Raw genomic sequence first — 18711 nt, 5'->3', positions numbered from 1 at the left:
ATGATCTAGAGAAACCCGTAGGATTTACGCAAAACTTATATTTAGAAGGTTGGTACTAAGGTCATTTGTCATTGGTCATTTGTAGGGGCGGGCTGATTTAGATCTTTCGTCATCTAGAAAGATTGTTGTTAAAACCCGCCCGTACAGTGGTTAGTAGTTATTCTTCCCCTCTGCTCCCCTGCTCCCCTTGTCCCACTATTAAGGAGAGACACGGACACGATGTATATCGTGTTACCGTGTCGGGCAAAGAAAACTGCAAGGAACGAACTAAACTGTATAGTCTAGTTTTTTCTATTGTAGTACTTGTCAAACTAAACTAATCGGTTTAGTCTAGTAATAACAGAAAACTAAACAGTTTAGTTTAATAACTGAGGGATGCCATGCTGCAACACTCCAAGTTTGAAGGTTCCTTTCCCCCAAAATCAATTTTTCGCCCCTCTATAGCGATCGCAGCAATTGCAGTTTTGAGTGCAGTCGGAATGGGTGTGTATACAGTAAAGCAGTCTCGCAGTGCTGAGATGAAGGCGCAACAAAAGTTAGTTCAACTGCCAGAAGTCAAAACCGTGACAGCCTTAGGGCGACTTGAGCCAAAGGGAGAGGTAATCAAGCTGTCTGCACCTACCTCAGTTGAAGGGAATCGAGTGGAGCAACTACTGGTGAAAGAAGGAGATACAGTCAAGGCAGGGCAAGTAGTTGCAGTATTAGACAATCGCGATCGCCTCTCCTCAGCCCTAAATGAAGCCAAAGAAGCGGTAAAAGTAGCGCAGGCAAATCTGCAAAAGGTGGAAGCTGGTGCCAAGCAGGGTGAAATTCAAGCCCAAAAAGCCGGGATTGCACGCCTGCAAGTAGAACGAGGCACAGAAATAACAGCCCAAAAAGCTACCATCGCTCGCCTACAGGCAGAAAAAGACACAGAAATGGAGGCACAAAAAGCAACTATTGCTCAGTTGCAAGCAGAACTAGATAACGCTCAAGCAGAATACCAACGCCATCAAAGCCTATATAAAGAAGGAGCAATTTCGGCATCATCACGAGATAGCAAGCGTTTAGTTTGGCAAACTGCACAGCAACAGGTAAATCAAGCAAAAGCCAACCTCAGACGTATTCAAACATCTCGCCAGCAACAGTTAAGCGAGGCAAAAGCCAACTTAGAGCGTATCCAAGCATCCCGACAACAACAAATTAAGGAAGGGGAAGCTACGTTAGATCAGATTGCCGAAGTTCGTCCCGTGGATGTAGCAGCAGCCCAAGCCGAAGTGAATCAAGCCATTGCTGCCGCTAAAAGAGCAGAGGCAAATCTGCAACAAGCTTACGTGCGATCGCCACAAGATGGGCAAGTTTTCAAAATATATACCCGCCCAGGTGAATTAGTTGCCAACGACGGTATTGCTGAGATTGGGCAAAGCCAGCAGATGTATGCGGTAGTAGAAGTTTACCAAAGTGATGTTAATAAAGTACGTCCAGGGCAAAAAGTGCAGATAGATAGCGATTCTCTCCCAGGTAAATTATCCGGAACTGTGGAAAGAATTGGTTGGCAGATCCAGCGACAGAATGTAATCAACAGCGATCCTTCCAGCAACATAGACGCCAGAGTCGTGGAAGTTCACGTTCAACTAGATCATGCATCAAGTCAGAAAGCTGCCAAGTTCACCAACCTGCAAGTACAGGCAGTAATTGAAATGTGAAGAATTTTTTGACTCTAACCTTTAACTTGGAGCGAAGCGACAGTGATTGGATTTATTCAGCAACTACAACAACGCACACCACTGGGATGGTTGCAACTGCGCCGCCACAGAAGCCGTTTTTTAGTCGCACTATCGGGTATCGCCTTTGCGGATATGCTGATGTTTATGCAAACGGGGTTTCAGAATGCTTTGTACAACAGCAACACTAGAGTGCATAGCAGCCTAGAGGCAGATATTGTCTTGATTAGTCCCCAGGCGCGGAACTTAGCCTATTTATCTACATTTACTCGGCGGCGACTGTTCCAGGCAATGGATGTACCGGGCGTGAAATCAGCAGAACCGATGTACGTCAACACCGTCTCTTGGAAAAATCCCCAAAGCCGTAAAGAAACAATGGTTTTGGTGATGGGTTTAAATCCTGACAAACCAGCCTTGAATTTACCAGAAGTTAATAGCCAATTGAATACCATCAAGCTACCGGATACAGTCTTATTTGATCGCGGTTCTAGAGGCGATTACCAAGAAGCGATCGCTCAAATTGAAGCAGGAAAAACTGTTACTACCGAAATTGAACGACGAACTATTACTGTTAGCGGCTTATTTCAAGTAGGAGCTTCCTTTATTGCTGATGGCACCTTAATTACCAGCGATCAGAACTTTTTACGACTATTTCCCAGACGAGAAGCAACTAGCGTCAACTTGGGGTTAATTCAAATTCAGCAAGGCTATGACTCAAACCAAGTAAAAACAGCTTTAAAAAGTTATCTTCAGAATGAAAAAGATGTTCAAGTTTTAACTAAAGAAGAGTTTATTAACTTTGAAAAGCATTATTGGCAGACAAACACCGCGATCGGTTTTATTTTTAGCTTGGGTGTATCGATGGGGTTCATGGTGGGAGTAATTATTGTCTATCAAGTTCTTTCCACCGATGTCAATGCTCATATGAAAGAATATGCTACTTTCCGAGCTATGGGCTACCAAAATCGTTACTTATTAAGTGTGGTATTTGAAGAAGCCATTATTATGGCAATCTTAGGATTTATACCTGGATTTACTGTTTCTTTGGGATTATACACCCTAACGAGAAATGCCACCAATTTGCCACTATATATGACTTTAGGACGAGCATTGATGGTGCAGTTACTGACTGTAATTATGTGTATGATTTCTGGAGCTATTGCCACTCGTAAAGTTCTAGAAGCCGATCCGGCAGATATGTTTTAAAAAATGATTAACAGTGCAATTAACTATTAACAATTAACTAATTAATATGGAACCTGCGATCGCTATCCAAAATCTCAATCACTATTTTGGTAAAGGACAACTCCGCAAACAAGTACTATTTGATATCACCCTGGAGATTCACGCTGGGGAAATTGTGATCATGACAGGGCCCTCTGGTTCTGGTAAAACTACACTACTAACTTTAGTAGGTGGTTTGCGTTCTGCCCAAGAAGGTAGTCTGCGGGTATTGGGAAAAGAACTTTGTGGAGCCAACGACAAACAATTAACACTTGCAAGACGCAGTCACGGCTATATTTTCCAAGCCCACAACTTGCATGGCAGCTTGACAGCAATACAAAACGTCAAGATGGGCTTAGAACTGCACCATAGTCTTTCCCCGCAAGAAATGTATACCAAGGCGGCCGAGATGCTGGAGTTGGTAGGATTGGAGAATCGTCTTAATTATTACCCAGATGACTTGTCAGGAGGTCAAAAACAACGGGTTGCGATCGCCCGTGCATTAGTGAGTCATCCCAAAATAGTGCTTGCAGATGAACCCACCGCTGCATTGGATAGTAAATCAGGACGAGATGTGGTAAACCTTATGCAAACACTGGCAAAAGAGCAAGGTTGTACGATTCTTTTAGTAACCCACGATAACCGGATTTTAGATATTGCCGATCGCATTGTGTATATGGAAGACGGCAAGCTAGCGAATGCACATGTTGCTGTTGCTAGTGTTGGATAGAACAAGTGACGATCGCCTAAAAACAAAACAAAGATATAGAGATTGGGGTATGCCTAAAATTGCAATTGTGGGTGCGGGGTCAGGCGGTTTAGCAACGGTAATGCGACTAGCTGCTCAAGGATATACCAGGCTTAAAGTTGACATCTTAAACTATTTAAACTCAAACCTGGGGTTGAAGTTGTTGCTTTATAGTTAAGTCAATAGTTAAGTCATCATCCATACTTAGCTGTCAATTGTTAACATAACTTTTTATGGCAGTTTTTCAAACTTCTGCCCTCAATATTCGGCCGCTGTGTCACACTGGGAGGTGAGAATTAATTCGGCGACCACGTTTGTTTTTAGTATTGACAGGCTTTTTCCTTTTGGTATTTACAGACTTTTCTCCGAAATCTAAATCTCTACACCTTAATGATTTTGGAGACAGTCTATGTCAGTTTACGTAGGTAATCTTTCTTATGAAGTTACAGAAGATACTCTCAATGCTGTATTTGCAGAATATGGTTCTGTAAAGCGCGTTCAGCTCCCCGTTGATCGTGAAACAGGTCGTGTACGGGGCTTCGGATTTGTAGAAATGGGTACAGATGCTGAAGAAAACGCTGCCATTGAAGCTTTGAATGGTGCTGAGTGGATGGGACGTGATCTCAAAGTAAACAAGGCCAGACCTAGAGAAGACAGAGGTTCCTTTGGTGGTAATCGGAGCAACAACAGCTACCGTAATCGCTACTAAAGGTTTGCTTTATAGATCTAGGTGTTTAAGCTAACCTATTAGCCCAGCAAATTAATTGGGTTTAATCGCGGCTCAGGCATTAATGCTTGAGCCTTTTTTATGCAAAATTTATTTCATTTATTTGAATCAAAATTTCTCGTGGAGAGGCAGCGTGTTTTTGGTGGTTCCACACTAGATGACGGCAGGTAAGTGACAAAATAGCTGTAAGCTTTAGAAGTAAAAACCCATTCCTGGAAATTTCTCATGTCAGACTCATCTCCTCCCGTCCAACCCGCTGTTTTAATCACCATCATTACTGAAACAGTGCTACAAGACCGTATAGTCAAGCTATTGAAAAGCCATAATGTTAGTGGTTATACCATTAATCAAGTGCAGGGTGAGGGCAGCCACGGAAAACGCATGGGAGACATAGCAGGCTATAACACTAATATTGAAATCAAGACAATTGTTTCGTTAGAAGTATCTGATGTTATCCTTTCAGGGCTGAAAGAGGTGCAGGGCAAGCACGCTTTGATTGCTTTCCGACACAATGTAGAAGCCTTCTTGTGAAACACAATCTACTACGAACACCAATTTTTTCTGCTTCTATCAACACAGTTTTACATTCCATCAGAGCGATCGCCCTTAGTGCAAAGTGTGGATGTTTTGGCAAAAGAGGATTCTCCAATCAGGCGATCGTTCACTGGGAAATGACTGATTGTGAGTTTTTTTGTGACTAGCTGTTTTGAAACATCGGTGTACTAAGGTAACGTTCCCCAAAGGAAGGCTGAATCATCACAATTAAGCGATCGGCGTTTTCCGGGCGTTTCGCTACTTGTATTGCTGCGCATAAATTGGCACCCGAAGATATACCAGATAACAAACCTTCTTCCTTTGCCAAACGCCGCCCAAATGTCATTGCCTCTTCGTCGCTGACTTTGATCACTTCATCAATTAAATCTGTGCGCAGAACTTGCGGCACAAATCCGGCACCAATACCTTGAATTTTATGTGCTCCTGCTTGACCACCAGATAAAACAGGACTGTTTTTAGGTTCGACTGCGATCGCCTGGAAATTAGGTTTACGTGATTTGATAACTTCGGCGATGCCAGTAATCGTTCCTCCAGTTCCTACCCCAGCTACAACAATATCCACTTTCCCATCTGTATCCGCCCAAATTTCTAGGGCAGTGGTTTCTCTGTGAACTTTTGGATTTGCTGGATTGCGAAACTGTTGCAGCATATAGGCATTAGGAGTACTAGCCACAATTTCTTCGGCTTTACGAATTGCTCCCTGCATTCCCTCAGCCTGGGGTGTTAATTCCAAGGCTGCACCATAAGCTCTCAACATTGCTCGTCTTTCCAAGCTCATGGTTTCAGGCATAGTCAAAATCAAACGATAGCCACGTACCGCCGCTACCATTGCCAGCCCAATTCCCGTATTGCCAGATGTTGGCTCGACTAAAATACTTTTTGCTGGCTCAATTAACCCTGCTGCTTCCGCCGCCTGCACCATGCTTATAGCAATACGATCTTTTACCGAAGCGGCTGGATTCATGCCTTCCAACTTGACAACAATTCTACCCACACATCCTTCAGCTTGGGGAATTTTATTTAATTGAACTAAAGGAGTTCGCCCAATTAGTTCGCTGATGTCACGAGCAATGCGCATTAATTAGCTCCTAAAATACTGCTAGATCGGATACAGAAGAAAAGGATTAGGAATATCTCTTTTTCAATATTTAGTATCTAATCCCTACTTTTTCTGTTACCTATTTAATTTGACAATATAAAATTTTTCTCTTATATTTTTAACTCTATTGTAGGGTGCATTACGGCTAATCTCACTCTCTTAAAAGCTCAAATCCCTACATAGCCGTAACACATCTTACTCTTACTATACAAACTTTCACCATACAAGAAAATATATTTTTTTCAAATTATTTTTACTAGAGTTCAAAACTTGAGAAAAGCCTTATTTATCGCTTCTTCTAGTTTCTAATGAGTACATCAATGCCAGCACCCTACCTCAAAAATAAGGGTACCTACACCCCTAAAATACTAGTACCCATACCCCAAAAAATTTTTTGAGTGTAGATGAGGTAGAAGTTACAGGTTTTGAGTACAAGCTTAATTAATTTAATAATTCTTGATCCAGGGATGAAAAACTATTCCCTTTTGAGGTGGCTGCTATAAAACCTATAGGATTTACGCAGAGATTCCCCTCTATCCCCCCTGCAAAGGGGGGACTTCTTAAGCCCCAACAACTACAAGATCAGATGAAAGGCTTTGAAGGTGTAAGTTCAGTTCTCAAGTTGTAGCTTTGTTATGAATTGAGATGAATTTTGTTAGTAACGTGTATATCAAAAGTTCGTCTCCTATGTGAAAAGATGCTATCTGAGTACACAATGGCTTAACTTCTGGGTGTGCATACCTGAATTAAGATTTCTGAGGCATAGCCTACAGATGTAAGCAAACTTACATTAATTCTAAAAGAGTCTAGCTGACAGGGTGCATACTGCCGAGTTCAGGAGAGCCAAAATGAAATTAAAAATTTTAAAGTTTCTAACAGTTAGTTTGTTGACATTAATAGTGCTTTCTCCAGAGCTAGTCGTATTGAGCGTGGTTTGGGAGCAACATATGCAGCTAGTAGAAACACGAGATTTCATGTATGAAAATAATTCTAGCATTGCTTCCAGTCAAAACGCTCCCACAATGATTTTTCAAAAAAAAAGTGAAAAATATACACAAGATTTAGTTGGTATTAAAATATTTGATGCTAACTTCTTAAAATCACAATTATTTCTTATTCAATTATATAAATATAAAATTATCAGTTTCTTTAAGTGGTTCTTTTTACTGTTCCCTATTTGTCTGGGTATATTAATTTTTTTATATGACAGGTACTTGGTTTATCGCGCTACAGTTTTTCAACGACAAGTAGATATACTAGAGAAATTGTGGCATGAAAGTATTGAACAATAGTTTATTTGCAAGAAAAAATGACACTAACAGAAGAACGCCAAAATCAATATTTTGAATTGATTGATAAATTGCTCAAATGTCCTAATGGAGAAGAACCAGAAATTTTGGAAGCTCAACCAGAATTAATTGATGCAGGTTTAATACAAACAATACTACAAGTGGCAACTGTATTTGCACATCAAAGTAATGAAGAAGGAGCAAAATTTTTAATTCACATTGCTCGTGAATTATCTAAGGAATTGGGTTTGTATCCTGAAGTTCCAAATAAGGAGTAAAGTATAGGAGTAACAATGCTACTGACCGCAACTGATGCAGGACGAATTGCTTTAGAATTTATCTTAGCTGAGTGGAATATCTTAGAAGAAGATAGGGAGTGGTTTGTAATTATTAGCTCTCGTCTCGTTGGTCAGAGTTGGTACATTGTAGAGTTGGCTATTGAAGGCTTTCCTGATCGATGGTATGTCCAAGTCTACGATACAGGAGAGTGCGATCCAAATTATACATTTATCTCGCCTATCTCTGGGTCAGAAGGATATATAGACCTGACAAATATTCCGCATCTAGTGGCAGAAGTTTTAGTATCTGAGCGCAATTCTCGATAAGGAAAATTTACAACCTAATCATAAAATTCACAATTGGTGTTTGCTAAAAAACATTCCTGAAACTTGTGAATTTTATTTTCTAAATATAATGATAAGTAGAAGGCAGATGGCAGATGGTAAAAGGTTGTTTTCGTCTGCTTTTTAGAATTTGACATTTTACGTTTAATTATCTCCATCTCCTTAGTAATTTAAAAGTGCAAAATATACAAAATTAGATTATTTTAAACACTGGTTTATGATTAATTCAATCAAAAATTAATAATTTTCTCTCTTTTTTCGCTAAGATTAAAATATATAAAAATTAGCTTAATTCGCCTAAAAAGTCAAATTTGTATGACAATTTTATGCTATATTAAAATATGTAATTAACCCTACAAAATGTAGATTTTGTCATGATTAGAGAGGATATCTTGGCAAAAGAATTTATCAGGGTAGTCGGTAAATATTACCCAAAAATTGGAGAATTATTGGATGGCTGTCATGTCAAAGTCATTACCAATTATTGGGGACGACCTCCTAAACGCTTGCGATATATAGGGATTTATTGTTCTGATGAAATGATGCCCCACGTGCAAGTTCACAAAGAAGTACTACGAGAATTAGCAGACAACATGGGGTTAGTTCAGGTAGTCTTCTTAAATGCCTCGCGATTGTTGCGCGATCCGATGTCGAAGATTAAGCAAGCAGATCCACGCTTGTGGTTAGATTTGCACTGGGTTGCAACATAGAAATATAAGGCGATCGCAATGAAGACCGGACTATTTTGCAACTACGAAAATCATTACCAAGATGCTCGTCGCGCCATTCAAGAACAAGTCGCCCTCGTAAAACACGTGGAAAGCTTGGGTTTTGATGAGGCGTGGGTGACGGAACAACATTTCAATGAATCCAATCTCAGTCCATCAATCTTAGTATTGATGGCACACCTAGCGGGCGTGACTTCAACGATCCGGTTAGGCTCGGCGGCAGTATTGCTGGCTTTTCACAACCCTATTCGAGTGGCAGAAGACATTGCTACACTCGATCATCTGTGTGGTGGGCGACTTGCCTTCGGAATAGCCAAAGGAGGGCCTTTTCCCGAACACAACAAGCATTTTGCCATACCTATGAGTGAATCTCGCGCCAAAACTCTAGAGGCGATGGCATTGATTCATAAGCTGTTGTACGAAACTGACGTATCGTTTGACGGGAAATACTATCATTGCGATCGCGTCACCATTTTCCCCAAACCCTTGCAGAAAAACATACCAGTGTATGTAGCAAGCGGTGATGAACAGGGCATAGCCTTTGCTGCCCAGCATTGCTTTGGTTTAATGGGAGGGCCACCATTTTCACTAGAGAGATTGAAACATACTATTGCTAAGTATCGGACAATTAATTCGAGTGGTTCGGAAAAACTAATGTTGGCACGCTTCTTTTTGGTTGCTAAAACTTATGAAGAAGCTGTGAGCGAGGCTTTGCCCTTCATCCGCAAATTCAGCCAAAAAATGAAAGCCAATGCTGCTGTGGTGATGCAAAATAACGGCAATCAACAACAAAAACCGTTTGACCGCAACAACATTTGTTTTGATGAGGACTATTTGATTGAAAATTCAATAATTGGTGATGTAGCAACTTGTCGTGACAAAATCAAACTCTTTCAGGATGAACTAAATTTAGATGCAATAGCACTCAAACCCTCATCTTTTAATGTGCAAAAAAACCTGGAAAGTTTGACACGCTACAACCAAGAAATACGGAATTATGTCTGAAATGGTTAGTAGGGGAGCCAGTGTGCCCTTGCGGGTTTCCCGCGTTGTCGCAACTGGCGTGCGGGTTTAAAAGAGAAATTATCGGTTTTAACCGAATAATAATCAATGAAACCCACCCCTACTAACAAATTTGTAAATAGAAAGTGCTGGTATTATGAATAAATCCTTCTTGCATCCAGATGATAGACCACCTACAGAGGTGACGCAACAAGATAGAATGCTACATCTGGAACTAGAACAATCTATTGGTTCATGCTTTTATCAGGCGTGCGATCGCATTACGCAAGTACTGTTGTCTCAATGTCAGTGGTATCTCATGGCAGATGCTAGCAGCATGAAATTAGTAATTGACTGCCCCGACATAGTAACTTATTGGCACATCGTCAACAATATTACCCAAATCGGAACAAAGCTAGAACAATATAGTAGTGACGCAAAAATCCGCGTTTATCCGCCATCTGGCAAAGGAATGCCATTTGAAATCAGCGTCAATGAAATTTCGGCTTATCGAGATTGGCTGTAATTTAACCTGTTTTTGCTCTTAGGTACCTAAACAAAATTAATTACACATTCTCTATGCTGTTCCCTGTTCCCTTGCCTCCACCCGTAACTTTAATTTTGCAAACCACTTAACTTGCTAAGTCTTGTTTTCAAACGTTACAACTTTTATTAAATTTTGCATTTCGTACTAGCAGGATTCTAAGATCGCCATCTAAGACTGAGAATTTGGGAGGGGGCAATTGACTGAAGTCGTAGTTGGCTTAGATCTGGGTACAGGAGGAGTCCGGGCGATCGCGGTTGATTTGCAAGGGCAAATTATCGCTCAGACAACGAGAAGCTATCCCCTGTTAACTCCACAGCTTGGTTGGACGGAACAGAACTCATCAGATTGGGTTGAAGCTAGTCTGGATGCCCTGTTTGATGTTGTTCAGCAGCTAGATGGACACCAAGCGATTGCCCTCGGTTTGTCTGGACAAATGCATGGCATGGTTCCTCTCGATGCAGACGGCACAGCTATAAGACCAGCAATTTTGTGGAATGATCAGCGTACGGGTAAAGCCGTTGAAGCAATTGAAGCCATTATTCCCCGTCAGGAGTTGATCCAGCGCAGTGGAAATCCTGCAATTACTGGGTTTCAACTGCCCAAGCTTGTCTGGCTGCGGACTGAAGAACCGCAAGCCTATGCTCGGCTTTGGCAGGTTCTGTTGCCAAAAGATTATCTGGGATATGTGCTAACTGGTGAACCAGTGACAGAGCCATCTGATGCATCCGGTGTCGGATGTTTGAACCTAGCAAATCGGCAATGGGATACGGATATTCTCAATGCTCTCAATATTAATCCAGCGTTGTTTCCCCCGTTAGTTGAGTCTACCGCGATCGCTGGACAACTGAAATCAGAAATAGCCACCCGCGTGGGACTACCTGCCGGATTACCTGTGGTTGCAGGCGGAGGCGACAATGCGGCAGCGGCGATCGGTTTAGGCATTTCATCGAGCGATCTTAACCGGGGTAGTTTGAGTATTGGCACCTCAGGGGTTATTTTTGCACCCTGCGATCACCCAATTCCCGATCCAAAAGGTCGGGTACATTTGTTCTGTCATGTGGATGGCGGCTATCATCTCTTGGGAGTGACACTGGCTGCGGGTGGTTCGCTGCGTTGGTATCGAGATACATTGGCACCGCATATTCCCTACACCGATTTGATGGATTTGGCACAGCGATCGCTACCTGGTGCGCGTGGTGTTCTATTTTTGCCCCACCTCTCAGGAGAACGTAGTCCCCACCTCGATCCAGATACTCGCGGTGCCTTTGTGAATCTGTCATTAGCTCACACGCAGGCAGATACAACTCGTGCTGTTTTGGAAGGGGTAGCATTTAGCTTACGGGCAGCATTGGAAGTCATCAGTGTGATCACTCCCGTTCACCAACTGTTAGCAACAGGTGGAGGCGCAAGATCCACCATCTGGTTACAAATTTTGGCAGATATTTTACAAACAGAACTCATTGCCCCCAAAGCCGAAGAAGGAGCCGCTTACGGAGCAGCAATTCTGGCAATGGTGGGGGTTGGTGCATATCCCAATTTAGCAGCTGCATTCAAGATGTTGCCACAGGATAGCAATGTAGTACAACCGCAAGCAAATCCTGTGTATGAAGCAGGGTTTGAGCGATTTAAGTTATTATATGATGCGCTTAAAGCTGTTCGTTGATATATAAAGTGTATTTCATCGCGTTTTTGTAAAGGGCGATCGCTGTATAACCTTACAACTAAAATCTGTAACAAAATAATTTTGTTGTCCTACAGCCAATGCGACCGACTACAACCTATGATTTCTACCATCAAGCACCCGCTATCAAAGATCACGAGTTTGTTGTCTTTGTAGGGCCTTCTGGGTGTGGGAAATCGACTTTGCTCCGCATGATTGCTGGACTAGAAGAAATCACCTCTGGTGATCTGCTGATTGATGGACAGAAGGTCAATGATGTGCCTCCGGATAAACGCGGTTTAGCAATGGTGTTTCAAACTTACGCTTTATATCCTCACATGACTGTGGCGGAGAATATGGCGTTTAGCCTCCGGCTTGCGGGTATGCCGAAAGCCCAACGGGATGAAAGAGCGCGTGAAGTCGCTCGTATCTTGCAACTGGAGCCGCTTTTGAACCGAAAGCCCAGAGAACTATCGGGAGGACAACGTCAACGAGTGGCGATCGGTCGTGCTCTAGTTCGCAACCCCAAAGTGTTTTTGTTTGATGAGCCGCTGTCTAACTTGGATGCTGCTTTGCGGGTGCAAATGCGGATCGAGCTTGCTAGTTTACACGATAGCTTGCAAGCGACGATGATTTACGTAACTCACGATCAAGTTGAAGCAATGACCCTTGCCAACAAGATTGTGGTGTTGCAAGGCGGCGTTATAGAACAAGTGGGTTCCCCGCTGGAACTATACCACCATCCCCGCAATCTATTTGTCGCCGGATTTATTGGTTCGCCCAAAATGAACTTTCTCCCGGTGACAGTGACAGCCGCTCATGGCTCTGGTACAACGATCAGATTACCTGGTGACGCAACGGTGATGATTCCGGTTAAGCCCGCCAGCCTGTCGGTTGGGGATAGAGCAACTTTGGGGATTCGTCCCGAACATCTGCGACTCGATCACACTAATGCAACCATGAATGGTGAAGTGTTAGTTGTAGAGCGATTGGGCAAAGAAACCTATCTCTACGTCAAGATTGCGGGTGGTGACACCATAGTTGTACAAACAGACGGAGATAATCCTGCCCAAATACACGATTTTGTTCCTATTTACATTAACGGTGAACTTTGCCATTTGTTTGCTCAAAACGGTGAAGCCATTTCCAAAGCTCGCCGTCATCACCTCACTATGAATGAACCTCATGAACAGCAATATCAGCAAAGGTTCAGCAATCAAGCTGAATGAAGCATCTTTATCTCGTTTAGCGAGTAACGTTCGCGTACCCAATTACGATCGCCACCAAATTACCAATGGAATTGTGCATATCGGTGTGGGTGGGTTTCATCGAGCACATCAAGCATTATACCTTGATAATTACTTTCATCAGTTTCCCGATAATGAATGGGGAATTTGCGGGGTTGGGCTACTGGAATTTGACAGGCGAATGCGGGATGCACTGAATTCTCAAGATTGTTTGTATACCTTAGTTGAAAGGTCGCCAGAAGGCGATCGCGCTCGTGTGATTGGTGCTATTACAAAATATCTGTTTGCCCCAGATAACCGACAAGCAGTAATTGACACCTTAGCAAACCCCAAATGCCGCATCGTCACGCTCACCATTACGGAAGGAGGTTACTACTATATTGAAGGCAGCGGTGAATTCGATGTCAATCACCCGACGATCCAGTACGATTTGCAGCATCCTCATCAGCCAATAGGAGTATATGGCTTTTTAACGGCAGCACTCGATCGCCGCCGCAAACAGGGACTAGCGCCGTTTACGGTATTATCCTGCGACAATCTCCAAGGTAACGGCAACATTGCCCGCAAAATGTTAACCGCATTTGCACAAATGCAGAATCCAGAGTTGGGACGTTGGGTTGCCAAGGAGGTGGCGTTTCCCAATTGCATGGTTGATCGCATTACTCCCGCCACAACCCCAGCAGATATCAAAATGGTGGCGAAACAGTTTAACATCGATGATGCTTTTCCAGTCGTTGCCGAACCATTTCTTCAGTGGGTAGTCGAAGATAATTTCAGCGCAGGTAGACCTGATTGGGAAGCTGTTGGCGTCCAGATGACGAGCGATGTTCATCCCTACGAGATGATGAAAATTCGGCTGCTCAACGCCAGTCACTTGTTAATTGGCTATCTCGGCTCTTTGGCAGGCTACACCTATGTCCATGAGGTGATGACCGATCCATTGCTCCGGCAAGCTGTCGAGCATTTGATGGCAGAAGTAACACCCACACTTCAACCTGTACCTGGGATTAATTTAGACGATTACAAAAAGACCTTAATCGAACGCTTTGCTAATCCTAAAATTCAGGATCAACTCCCGCGTCTTTGCCTCAATAGCTCCGCCAAAATGCCAAAATTTGTTTTAGGCTCAGTCCGTGACGCATTGCAGCAAGAAGGGGCAATTGACTGCATGAGCCTAACGGTTGCTGCTTGGTTCCGTTACCTCAAAGGACAGGACGATCAAGGTAAACCCATTCCCATTGATGACCTAATGGCAGATATCCTGACTCAACTAGCTTGTTCTAGTAGTTCCGATCCCAAACCATTGCTCAACCTAACTGAGATTTTTGGCGATTTGTCGCGATCATCACGTTTTGTCAATGCAGTTACGAACCATTCACATAGTTTGTATGAGTTTGGAGCGAAACAAACACTAGTTCAATTTCTACCTAAAGACGGCGAGAAAGCCAATTCCACGTGCGGGATGGGATAAACACCGCTCGCTGTGTTGGTCATTAGTCATTAATCATAAGTTAATCTACTCTCTTTGCGATCGCTTAAATTGGGTTGTAGGCGATCGCTTTCTGTAAAATATCTGCTATTGATTGCGCTTGATTTACACAGACTTGCATCATCTACTAGTTTTGCGATCACACGATTTTCTAACTCAACCCAGCAAATGGCTATTAGCTTTTCACAATCATCTATCCATACTCCGGTTCATCGTTAAGATTTTCTCTTGTTCTTTCCAACGGTATAGGAATTTTGTTAAACAGTAGTGCAAATATCGTAAATTATGAGCGCTGCCAAACACCCAGCCAATCTCCACTGTATCCGTAAAGTTAATACAGTTATGGATACATTTATACATACTTCCGAGATAGGCTGGCGATCGCGTAACTTAATAACTGCCAGCGTAGCGTTCCCGATAGTTGTGCAAGAAACTAAAGTGTTTAACAAAAGTAGGGATGCTGACTATGAACCAAACAACACAGAATACATTTGGCTCTGGAATGACTGATGAAGATTGGTTTAACTTAGGGAAATCTGATGCTTGGGCTGGAAAACCTAAAGTGCCACCAGAACAAGATTCTCAAGCTGCGAGTATGTATGAACTAGGTTACAGCGAGGGAGAGATTAAACATCCGCCTACTGAAACTAAACAAGTAGATCCTTAGAGTAGCAAGAGTTATCTGATATTTTGGGCAATTGATCGCTGTTTGGGGGCTTAATCCAGTCAGAGGATGATGTGATCAATCACACAACGAGGGCATGAAAATTTGGCTCTTCCTACACCTTTACACCCTTACACCGCCAAACCCATTTTCAAGACAGGATTTATGCACAAAGTTGGCTTATATATATTGGGTGTAAGGGAATCTTCTCGCCTGCAATCTGCGTTACACATAGATTGCCCAGACTATAAAAGATGAATTATGGTTAACTGCCTTCATTTTAGTGGGAACGAGTACTAATTTTGAGATGATTGGTGGGTGTAGTTCAAGTCTGTAATTGTTTGTGAAATTTCAGCTAGAATCGTTACGTTGCAGTAAGTATGAGTGAGATTTTATGGGCAAGACAGGTGATTATATTGACGTGTCTTGTTTACAAGGCGTATCAGAAACGCTTTTAATTCCGTTTATAGCACGGGCGCAGGCATCTACTCTTTTCCCAGATCTCCAATTTCAAGACGCGATCGCAGAAGACATTCTGCCTAAATTAAATATTGATTTCTCTACTTTGCCGCTTGATACAGATTCACTCCGAAAAAATATTATTAGAGGACGCATTTTTGATCAACAATTGCGGCTTTTCTTTGATGCTTATCCAGATGCGACAGCAATTAGCTTAGGGGCAGGTTTATCGACACAGTTTTATCGGGTCGATAATGGACATTTGAAGTGGTTTGATATTGATTTATCAGAAGTAATTAAGATTAAGTCTACTCTTCTTCCGCAGAATAATCGCTACCATTTGAACGGTTGTTCCTTGACTGATCCACAGTGGTTAAATATAGTTTCTTGGTCTACTAATGAGCCAGTAATTATTATTTGTGGGGGTGTTCTCAACTTTATTGAATCGGCAGAAGTTAAAGTATTCTTCCAAATGGTTGCAAAGCATTTTACAACACAAACACAAATTATTTTTGATTATGTTCATCCTTTATTAATTAGAACTGCAAATAAGTCAAAATATGTGCGTAAAATGTCTGCAAAGTTTAGATGGGGAATAGGAAATATTCAGGAAGTTATTGAATGGAGTGAGCGGTTTAAGCTAATAGATGAATTTTCGATTATGAGTGAAATTGGTGGAGCGAAAGGTTGGCTGTCAATGCTGTTTCATCGAATTACTGGAAGTCATCTTTACGCTATTGCTCAATTAGGCTTACATCCTATACCAACCAGCTAAAAAGTCTTTTGGAGCAGGCTGGCAAAGTTTTCTACTGCTGAGTTCTAGATTATTAGTCGCTCCTTAATAGAATCTTATACAAAAATTTTCTAGATGTTTATACACAAATTATATATACAGAATAATTCTATAGTATTACACACAATGAAACTATATAAGCTTTAATATTTATCCTTTTTTATGACGATGAACCTTGACGCGTTTATCAGGATTTTGCTTTCTTACCCAAGCTAGAAATTTCTGCATTTGTGGTTCATTTCTTAATTTTTCTACTGAATTTAACTCCTGTGCCAGACGGGTATTATCAAACAAATTGTGAATTTGCCTATGACAGGCAGAACATATACTTATTTTCGGGCCGTGATGACCTTTTTTCTGTCTAGGAATTAGGTGGTGAACAGTTAAGTGTTCCACCTCTCTTGCACACAATTCACAAGTCATATAAATGTTAGATTTAAAATTTATAATTTAATTTTTCACTGTGTGTGGTTCAAAGATGAGATATGTTCCGCCTAACCCTTCTACAATTGTGCGGGTATTAGCAGTGAGCATTTTTTGATAGGTATCTCCATCACTTCCTAATTCTCCTAAGTTATCAGCAAATAATTGCCTTTTTGAGACTTTTACTTTTGCTTGTTGAATAATAGGATTCAATACACTAGGATTAGTTGTAGTCTCTATAAAAATTCGTGGTACTCTTGCTTGCTTAATAGTTTGAACTAGTGTTTTAACTCTTGTAGCTGGAATTTTTTCTTGATTATTAACACTTTGTAAAGCACTTGTCCATGAAAGATTATAAGCTTTTGCATAATAACCCATTGTGTTATGGACTGTAATTAACTCACGATTTTTAGGAGGAATACTAGCTATTCTCGATTTAATCCAGGTATCAAGTTGTGCTAGTTCTTGTTTGATTTTTTGAGTATTACTTTTGTAGATAGACGCATTCTCAGGAGATACTTTACTAAGATTGGTGCTAATTACTTCTACCATCCTCATCCCATTTTTGGGATTGTGCCAAACATGAGGATCGGGTACGATTCTTCCATCTTTTCTATATTGTAGTGGTTTGGGAACAGCACGTTGAGCAACTGCGATTTTTGCTGCACCATTTTTACTTGCTTTTATAACTTTGAATAAATTTGGTTCAAAATTATAGCCATTAAAGAAAATGATATTTGCTTTATTGATAGCTTGGCGGTCTTCCGTTTTTGGTTGATAAAGGTGAGGATTAACCTCAGGAGGTATTAAGCAGGTAAGAGCTACAGTCTGTGCTGCCACCTGTTTGATTAAATCACATAAAACACTAGTGGTTGCAACAACTCTAGGTAAATTACTGTTTAATTCATCCGAGGTAATAGTAGTTGTAGAAGAAGTGTTGAGCAAATTACTGACATTACTACAGCCAACACATCCAGCAGTTAAAGTAATGAAAATGAGACTTAGAAGTTGGTTATGTTGTAATGTTTTTAACATAAAACCCCGATTAACAGTTGAATTAGAAGTTAGGGGCAGAAAAGATAGTGGGCGTTACCTGAAAGCCAAATTTGCTTATTGATGGATATATATTATTGTTTAGTAGTAGGATTTTTTATAAATATTACTATTTATTCCAAATCAAAATTTAGACTATAAGAAAAATTGGTGATTATTAATAAATGGATTTAGTAATAAATATTAAAAACGCGAAAGTGAGGAGTGAACTAAAAAGTTACTCCTCACCCTTTTACAGAAAAGATTAAAAGTACTCTCGATTAGGGTTAATATAAAAGGTTTGTAAGTGTTAGCTTACCTTCCATTTGGAGTTTAGCTTTAACACAACTAGCACAATTACAACCGAGTTGATCCATGATTGATTTGGAATCACTAGACACCTTTGATGCAACTAATTGGTGAATTGGTTGTGTCGAACTCAGGGTGAAATGGGGTGTAACAGGTGTAGATTGGAAACCTGATGCAACTGCGGGACTGGCAATTAGCAGTATAGAGGCAGTGACTACAGGAAAAGCCAGTAAAATTAGTTTGATTATTTTCATAGTTGAAAAAAAGACGCTATAGCATTACAGCATACCCAATTATTACTGATTGGTCATTAGTTGCTGTTGTTCCCGCTAGTTTAAAAAAGGCTGTCTCGATGAAACAAGTTTCATCGTCAATAATAAAAGTGGAATT

At 41.3% G+C, this 18711-nt stretch carries 24 protein-coding genes; 19 read left to right on the top strand and 5 right to left on the bottom strand.

Annotated features, from left to right (window positions below):
* The first annotated feature begins 380 nt into the window (after nt 1-380).
* The 7 genes from U2718_RS05555 (at nt 381) to U2718_RS05525 (ending at nt 5103) form a co-directional block, all read left to right on the top strand.
* Nucleotides 381-1685 carry an ABC exporter membrane fusion protein gene (locus U2718_RS05555; protein WP_341995219.1) on the top strand — a complete coding sequence of 435 codons (1305 nt, stop codon included), beginning with the start codon at nt 381-383 and terminating at the stop codon, nt 1683-1685.
* A 42-nt stretch (nt 1686-1727) separates the two neighbouring features.
* Nucleotides 1728-2909 (top strand): ABC transporter permease DevC, encoded by a 1182-nt coding sequence (gene devC / locus U2718_RS05550; RefSeq protein WP_341995217.1) that lies wholly within the window; start codon nt 1728-1730, stop codon nt 2907-2909.
* 46 nt (nt 2910-2955) lie between these two features.
* Nucleotides 2956-3657 carry a DevA family ABC transporter ATP-binding protein gene (locus tag U2718_RS05545; protein WP_341995215.1) on the top strand — a complete coding sequence of 234 codons (702 nt, stop codon included), beginning with the start codon at nt 2956-2958 and terminating at the stop codon, nt 3655-3657.
* 49 nt (nt 3658-3706) lie between these two features.
* The gene (locus U2718_RS05540) at nt 3707-3853 is read left to right on the top strand and encodes a hypothetical protein (RefSeq protein WP_341995213.1); all 147 of its coding nucleotides are present in this window, start codon (nt 3707-3709) and stop codon (nt 3851-3853) included.
* 231 nt (nt 3854-4084) lie between these two features.
* Nucleotides 4085-4384, top strand: coding sequence for an RNA-binding protein (locus U2718_RS05535; RefSeq protein ID WP_341995210.1), 300 nt, complete (start codon nt 4085-4087; stop codon nt 4382-4384).
* Nucleotides 4385-4627: 243 nt separating this feature from the next.
* Nucleotides 4628-4933, top strand: a complete 306-nt coding sequence (locus U2718_RS05530; RefSeq protein WP_341995208.1) for a P-II family nitrogen regulator — start codon at nt 4628-4630, stop codon at nt 4931-4933.
* A complete protein-coding gene (locus U2718_RS05525) occupies nt 4930-5103 on the top strand; it encodes a hypothetical protein (protein WP_341995206.1) in 174 nt (57 codons plus the stop codon). The genes U2718_RS05530 and U2718_RS05525 overlap by 4 nt, the downstream gene beginning before the upstream one ends.
* Here U2718_RS05525 and cysK read toward each other — a convergent pair.
* Nucleotides 5100-6035, bottom strand: a complete 936-nt coding sequence (gene cysK / locus U2718_RS05520; RefSeq protein WP_341995204.1) for a cysteine synthase A — start codon at nt 6033-6035, stop codon at nt 5100-5102. The genes U2718_RS05525 and cysK overlap by 4 nt on opposite strands.
* Nucleotides 6036-6904: 869 nt before the next feature.
* Here cysK and U2718_RS05515 point away from each other — a divergent pair.
* The 9 genes from U2718_RS05515 to U2718_RS05475 all read left to right on the top strand — a co-directional run bounded on the left by U2718_RS05515 (nt 6905) and on the right by U2718_RS05475 (nt 14623).
* Nucleotides 6905-7348, top strand: coding sequence for a hypothetical protein (locus U2718_RS05515; RefSeq protein ID WP_341995203.1), 444 nt, complete (start codon nt 6905-6907; stop codon nt 7346-7348).
* 17 nt (nt 7349-7365) lie between these two features.
* Nucleotides 7366-7623, top strand: coding sequence for a hypothetical protein (locus U2718_RS05510; protein ID WP_341995201.1), 258 nt, complete (start codon nt 7366-7368; stop codon nt 7621-7623).
* 15 nt (nt 7624-7638) lie between these two features.
* The gene (locus U2718_RS05505; protein ID WP_341995199.1) at nt 7639-7950 is read left to right on the top strand and encodes a hypothetical protein; all 312 of its coding nucleotides are present in this window, start codon (nt 7639-7641) and stop codon (nt 7948-7950) included.
* Nucleotides 7951-8342: 392 nt separating this feature from the next.
* Nucleotides 8343-8678 (top strand): hypothetical protein, encoded by a 336-nt coding sequence (locus U2718_RS05500; protein ID WP_341995197.1) that lies wholly within the window; start codon nt 8343-8345, stop codon nt 8676-8678.
* An 18-nt stretch (nt 8679-8696) separates the two neighbouring features.
* Entirely contained in the window at nt 8697-9701 is a 1005-nt protein-coding gene (locus U2718_RS05495; RefSeq protein ID WP_341995195.1) for an LLM class flavin-dependent oxidoreductase, read from the top strand.
* A 154-nt stretch (nt 9702-9855) separates the two neighbouring features.
* Nucleotides 9856-10224 (top strand): hypothetical protein, encoded by a 369-nt coding sequence (locus tag U2718_RS05490; RefSeq protein WP_341995193.1) that lies wholly within the window; start codon nt 9856-9858, stop codon nt 10222-10224.
* Nucleotides 10225-10441: 217 nt separating this feature from the next.
* A complete protein-coding gene (xylB, locus tag U2718_RS05485) occupies nt 10442-11908 on the top strand; it encodes a xylulokinase (RefSeq protein ID WP_341995191.1) in 1467 nt (488 codons plus the stop codon).
* A 98-nt stretch (nt 11909-12006) separates the two neighbouring features.
* On the top strand, nt 12007-13134 hold the full coding sequence (locus tag U2718_RS05480) for a sn-glycerol-3-phosphate ABC transporter ATP-binding protein UgpC (protein ID WP_341995189.1): 1128 nt from the start codon (nt 12007-12009) through the stop codon (nt 13132-13134).
* Nucleotides 13091-14623 (top strand): mannitol dehydrogenase family protein, encoded by a 1533-nt coding sequence (locus U2718_RS05475; RefSeq protein ID WP_341995187.1) that lies wholly within the window; start codon nt 13091-13093, stop codon nt 14621-14623. Before U2718_RS05480 ends, U2718_RS05475 begins: the two co-directional genes overlap by 44 nt.
* A 29-nt stretch (nt 14624-14652) precedes the next feature.
* Here U2718_RS05475 and U2718_RS05470 read toward each other — a convergent pair whose 3' ends face one another.
* Entirely contained in the window at nt 14653-14784 is a 132-nt protein-coding gene (locus U2718_RS05470; RefSeq protein ID WP_341995185.1) for a hypothetical protein, read from the bottom strand.
* Between the two features lie 199 nt (nt 14785-14983).
* Here U2718_RS05470 and U2718_RS05465 point away from each other — a divergent pair, with 199 nt between their 5' ends.
* The 3 genes from U2718_RS05465 (at nt 14984) to U2718_RS05455 (ending at nt 16539) form a co-directional block, all read left to right on the top strand.
* A complete protein-coding gene (locus U2718_RS05465) occupies nt 14984-15151 on the top strand; it encodes a hypothetical protein (protein ID WP_341995184.1) in 168 nt (55 codons plus the stop codon).
* A complete protein-coding gene (locus U2718_RS05460) occupies nt 15144-15308 on the top strand; it encodes a hypothetical protein (protein ID WP_289792962.1) in 165 nt (54 codons plus the stop codon). Before U2718_RS05465 ends, U2718_RS05460 begins: the two co-directional genes overlap by 8 nt.
* A 391-nt stretch (nt 15309-15699) precedes the next feature.
* Nucleotides 15700-16539, top strand: a complete 840-nt coding sequence (locus U2718_RS05455) for a class I SAM-dependent methyltransferase (RefSeq protein ID WP_341995179.1) — start codon at nt 15700-15702, stop codon at nt 16537-16539.
* 168 nt (nt 16540-16707) lie between these two features.
* Here the strand turns inward: U2718_RS05455 and U2718_RS05450 are convergent, their stop codons facing one another.
* From U2718_RS05450 to U2718_RS05440, 3 genes are all read right to left on the bottom strand, one after another.
* Nucleotides 16708-16980 carry an HNH endonuclease gene (locus tag U2718_RS05450; protein ID WP_341995177.1) on the bottom strand — a complete coding sequence of 91 codons (273 nt, stop codon included), beginning with the start codon at nt 16978-16980 and terminating at the stop codon, nt 16708-16710.
* 27 nt (nt 16981-17007) lie between these two features.
* Complete coding sequence (locus tag U2718_RS05445; RefSeq protein WP_341995175.1) at nt 17008-18015, bottom strand: metal ABC transporter solute-binding protein, Zn/Mn family; 1008 nt, start codon at nt 18013-18015, stop codon at nt 17008-17010.
* Between the two features lie 284 nt (nt 18016-18299).
* Nucleotides 18300-18575, bottom strand: a complete 276-nt coding sequence (locus U2718_RS05440; RefSeq protein WP_341995174.1) for a hypothetical protein — start codon at nt 18573-18575, stop codon at nt 18300-18302.
* Nucleotides 18576-18711: the final 136 nt, after the last annotated feature.

This window comes from Chlorogloeopsis sp. ULAP02 (genome assembly GCF_038404745.2).
Taxonomy (GTDB): domain Bacteria; phylum Cyanobacteriota; class Cyanobacteriia; order Cyanobacteriales; family Nostocaceae; genus Chlorogloeopsis.
This window is presented reverse-complemented; position numbering and strand designations above follow the sequence as displayed.

Excerpts from the sequence above, each read along its gene's own strand:
- U2718_RS05555 (WP_341995219.1), top strand. The coding sequence starts at position 381 with ATGCTGCAACACTCCAAGTTTGAAGGTTCCTTTCCCCCAAAATCAATT.
- U2718_RS05545 (WP_341995215.1), top strand. The coding sequence starts at position 2,956 with ATGGAACCTGCGATCGCTATCCAAAATCTCAATCACTATTTTGGTAAA.
- U2718_RS05540 (WP_341995213.1), top strand. The coding sequence starts at position 3,707 with ATGCCTAAAATTGCAATTGTGGGTGCGGGGTCAGGCGGTTTAGCAACG.
- U2718_RS05535 (WP_341995210.1), top strand. The coding sequence starts at position 4,085 with ATGTCAGTTTACGTAGGTAATCTTTCTTATGAAGTTACAGAAGATACT.
- U2718_RS05530 (WP_341995208.1), top strand. The coding sequence starts at position 4,628 with ATGTCAGACTCATCTCCTCCCGTCCAACCCGCTGTTTTAATCACCATC.
- cysK (WP_341995204.1), bottom strand. The coding sequence starts at position 6,035 with ATGCGCATTGCTCGTGACATCAGCGAACTAATTGGGCGAACTCCTTTA.
- U2718_RS05515 (WP_341995203.1), top strand. The coding sequence starts at position 6,905 with ATGAAATTAAAAATTTTAAAGTTTCTAACAGTTAGTTTGTTGACATTA.
- U2718_RS05510 (WP_341995201.1), top strand. The coding sequence starts at position 7,366 with ATGACACTAACAGAAGAACGCCAAAATCAATATTTTGAATTGATTGAT.
- U2718_RS05505 (WP_341995199.1), top strand. The coding sequence starts at position 7,639 with ATGCTACTGACCGCAACTGATGCAGGACGAATTGCTTTAGAATTTATC.
- U2718_RS05500 (WP_341995197.1), top strand. The coding sequence starts at position 8,343 with ATGATTAGAGAGGATATCTTGGCAAAAGAATTTATCAGGGTAGTCGGT.
- U2718_RS05495 (WP_341995195.1), top strand. The coding sequence starts at position 8,697 with ATGAAGACCGGACTATTTTGCAACTACGAAAATCATTACCAAGATGCT.
- U2718_RS05490 (WP_341995193.1), top strand. The coding sequence starts at position 9,856 with ATGAATAAATCCTTCTTGCATCCAGATGATAGACCACCTACAGAGGTG.
- U2718_RS05480 (WP_341995189.1), top strand. The coding sequence starts at position 12,007 with ATGCGACCGACTACAACCTATGATTTCTACCATCAAGCACCCGCTATC.
- U2718_RS05475 (WP_341995187.1), top strand. The coding sequence starts at position 13,091 with ATGAACAGCAATATCAGCAAAGGTTCAGCAATCAAGCTGAATGAAGCA.
- U2718_RS05465 (WP_341995184.1), top strand. The coding sequence starts at position 14,984 with ATGGATACATTTATACATACTTCCGAGATAGGCTGGCGATCGCGTAAC.
- U2718_RS05460 (WP_289792962.1), top strand. The coding sequence starts at position 15,144 with ATGACTGATGAAGATTGGTTTAACTTAGGGAAATCTGATGCTTGGGCT.
- U2718_RS05455 (WP_341995179.1), top strand. The coding sequence starts at position 15,700 with ATGGGCAAGACAGGTGATTATATTGACGTGTCTTGTTTACAAGGCGTA.
- U2718_RS05450 (WP_341995177.1), bottom strand. The coding sequence starts at position 16,980 with ATGACTTGTGAATTGTGTGCAAGAGAGGTGGAACACTTAACTGTTCAC.
- U2718_RS05445 (WP_341995175.1), bottom strand. The coding sequence starts at position 18,015 with ATGTTAAAAACATTACAACATAACCAACTTCTAAGTCTCATTTTCATT.
- U2718_RS05440 (WP_341995174.1), bottom strand. The coding sequence starts at position 18,575 with ATGAAAATAATCAAACTAATTTTACTGGCTTTTCCTGTAGTCACTGCC.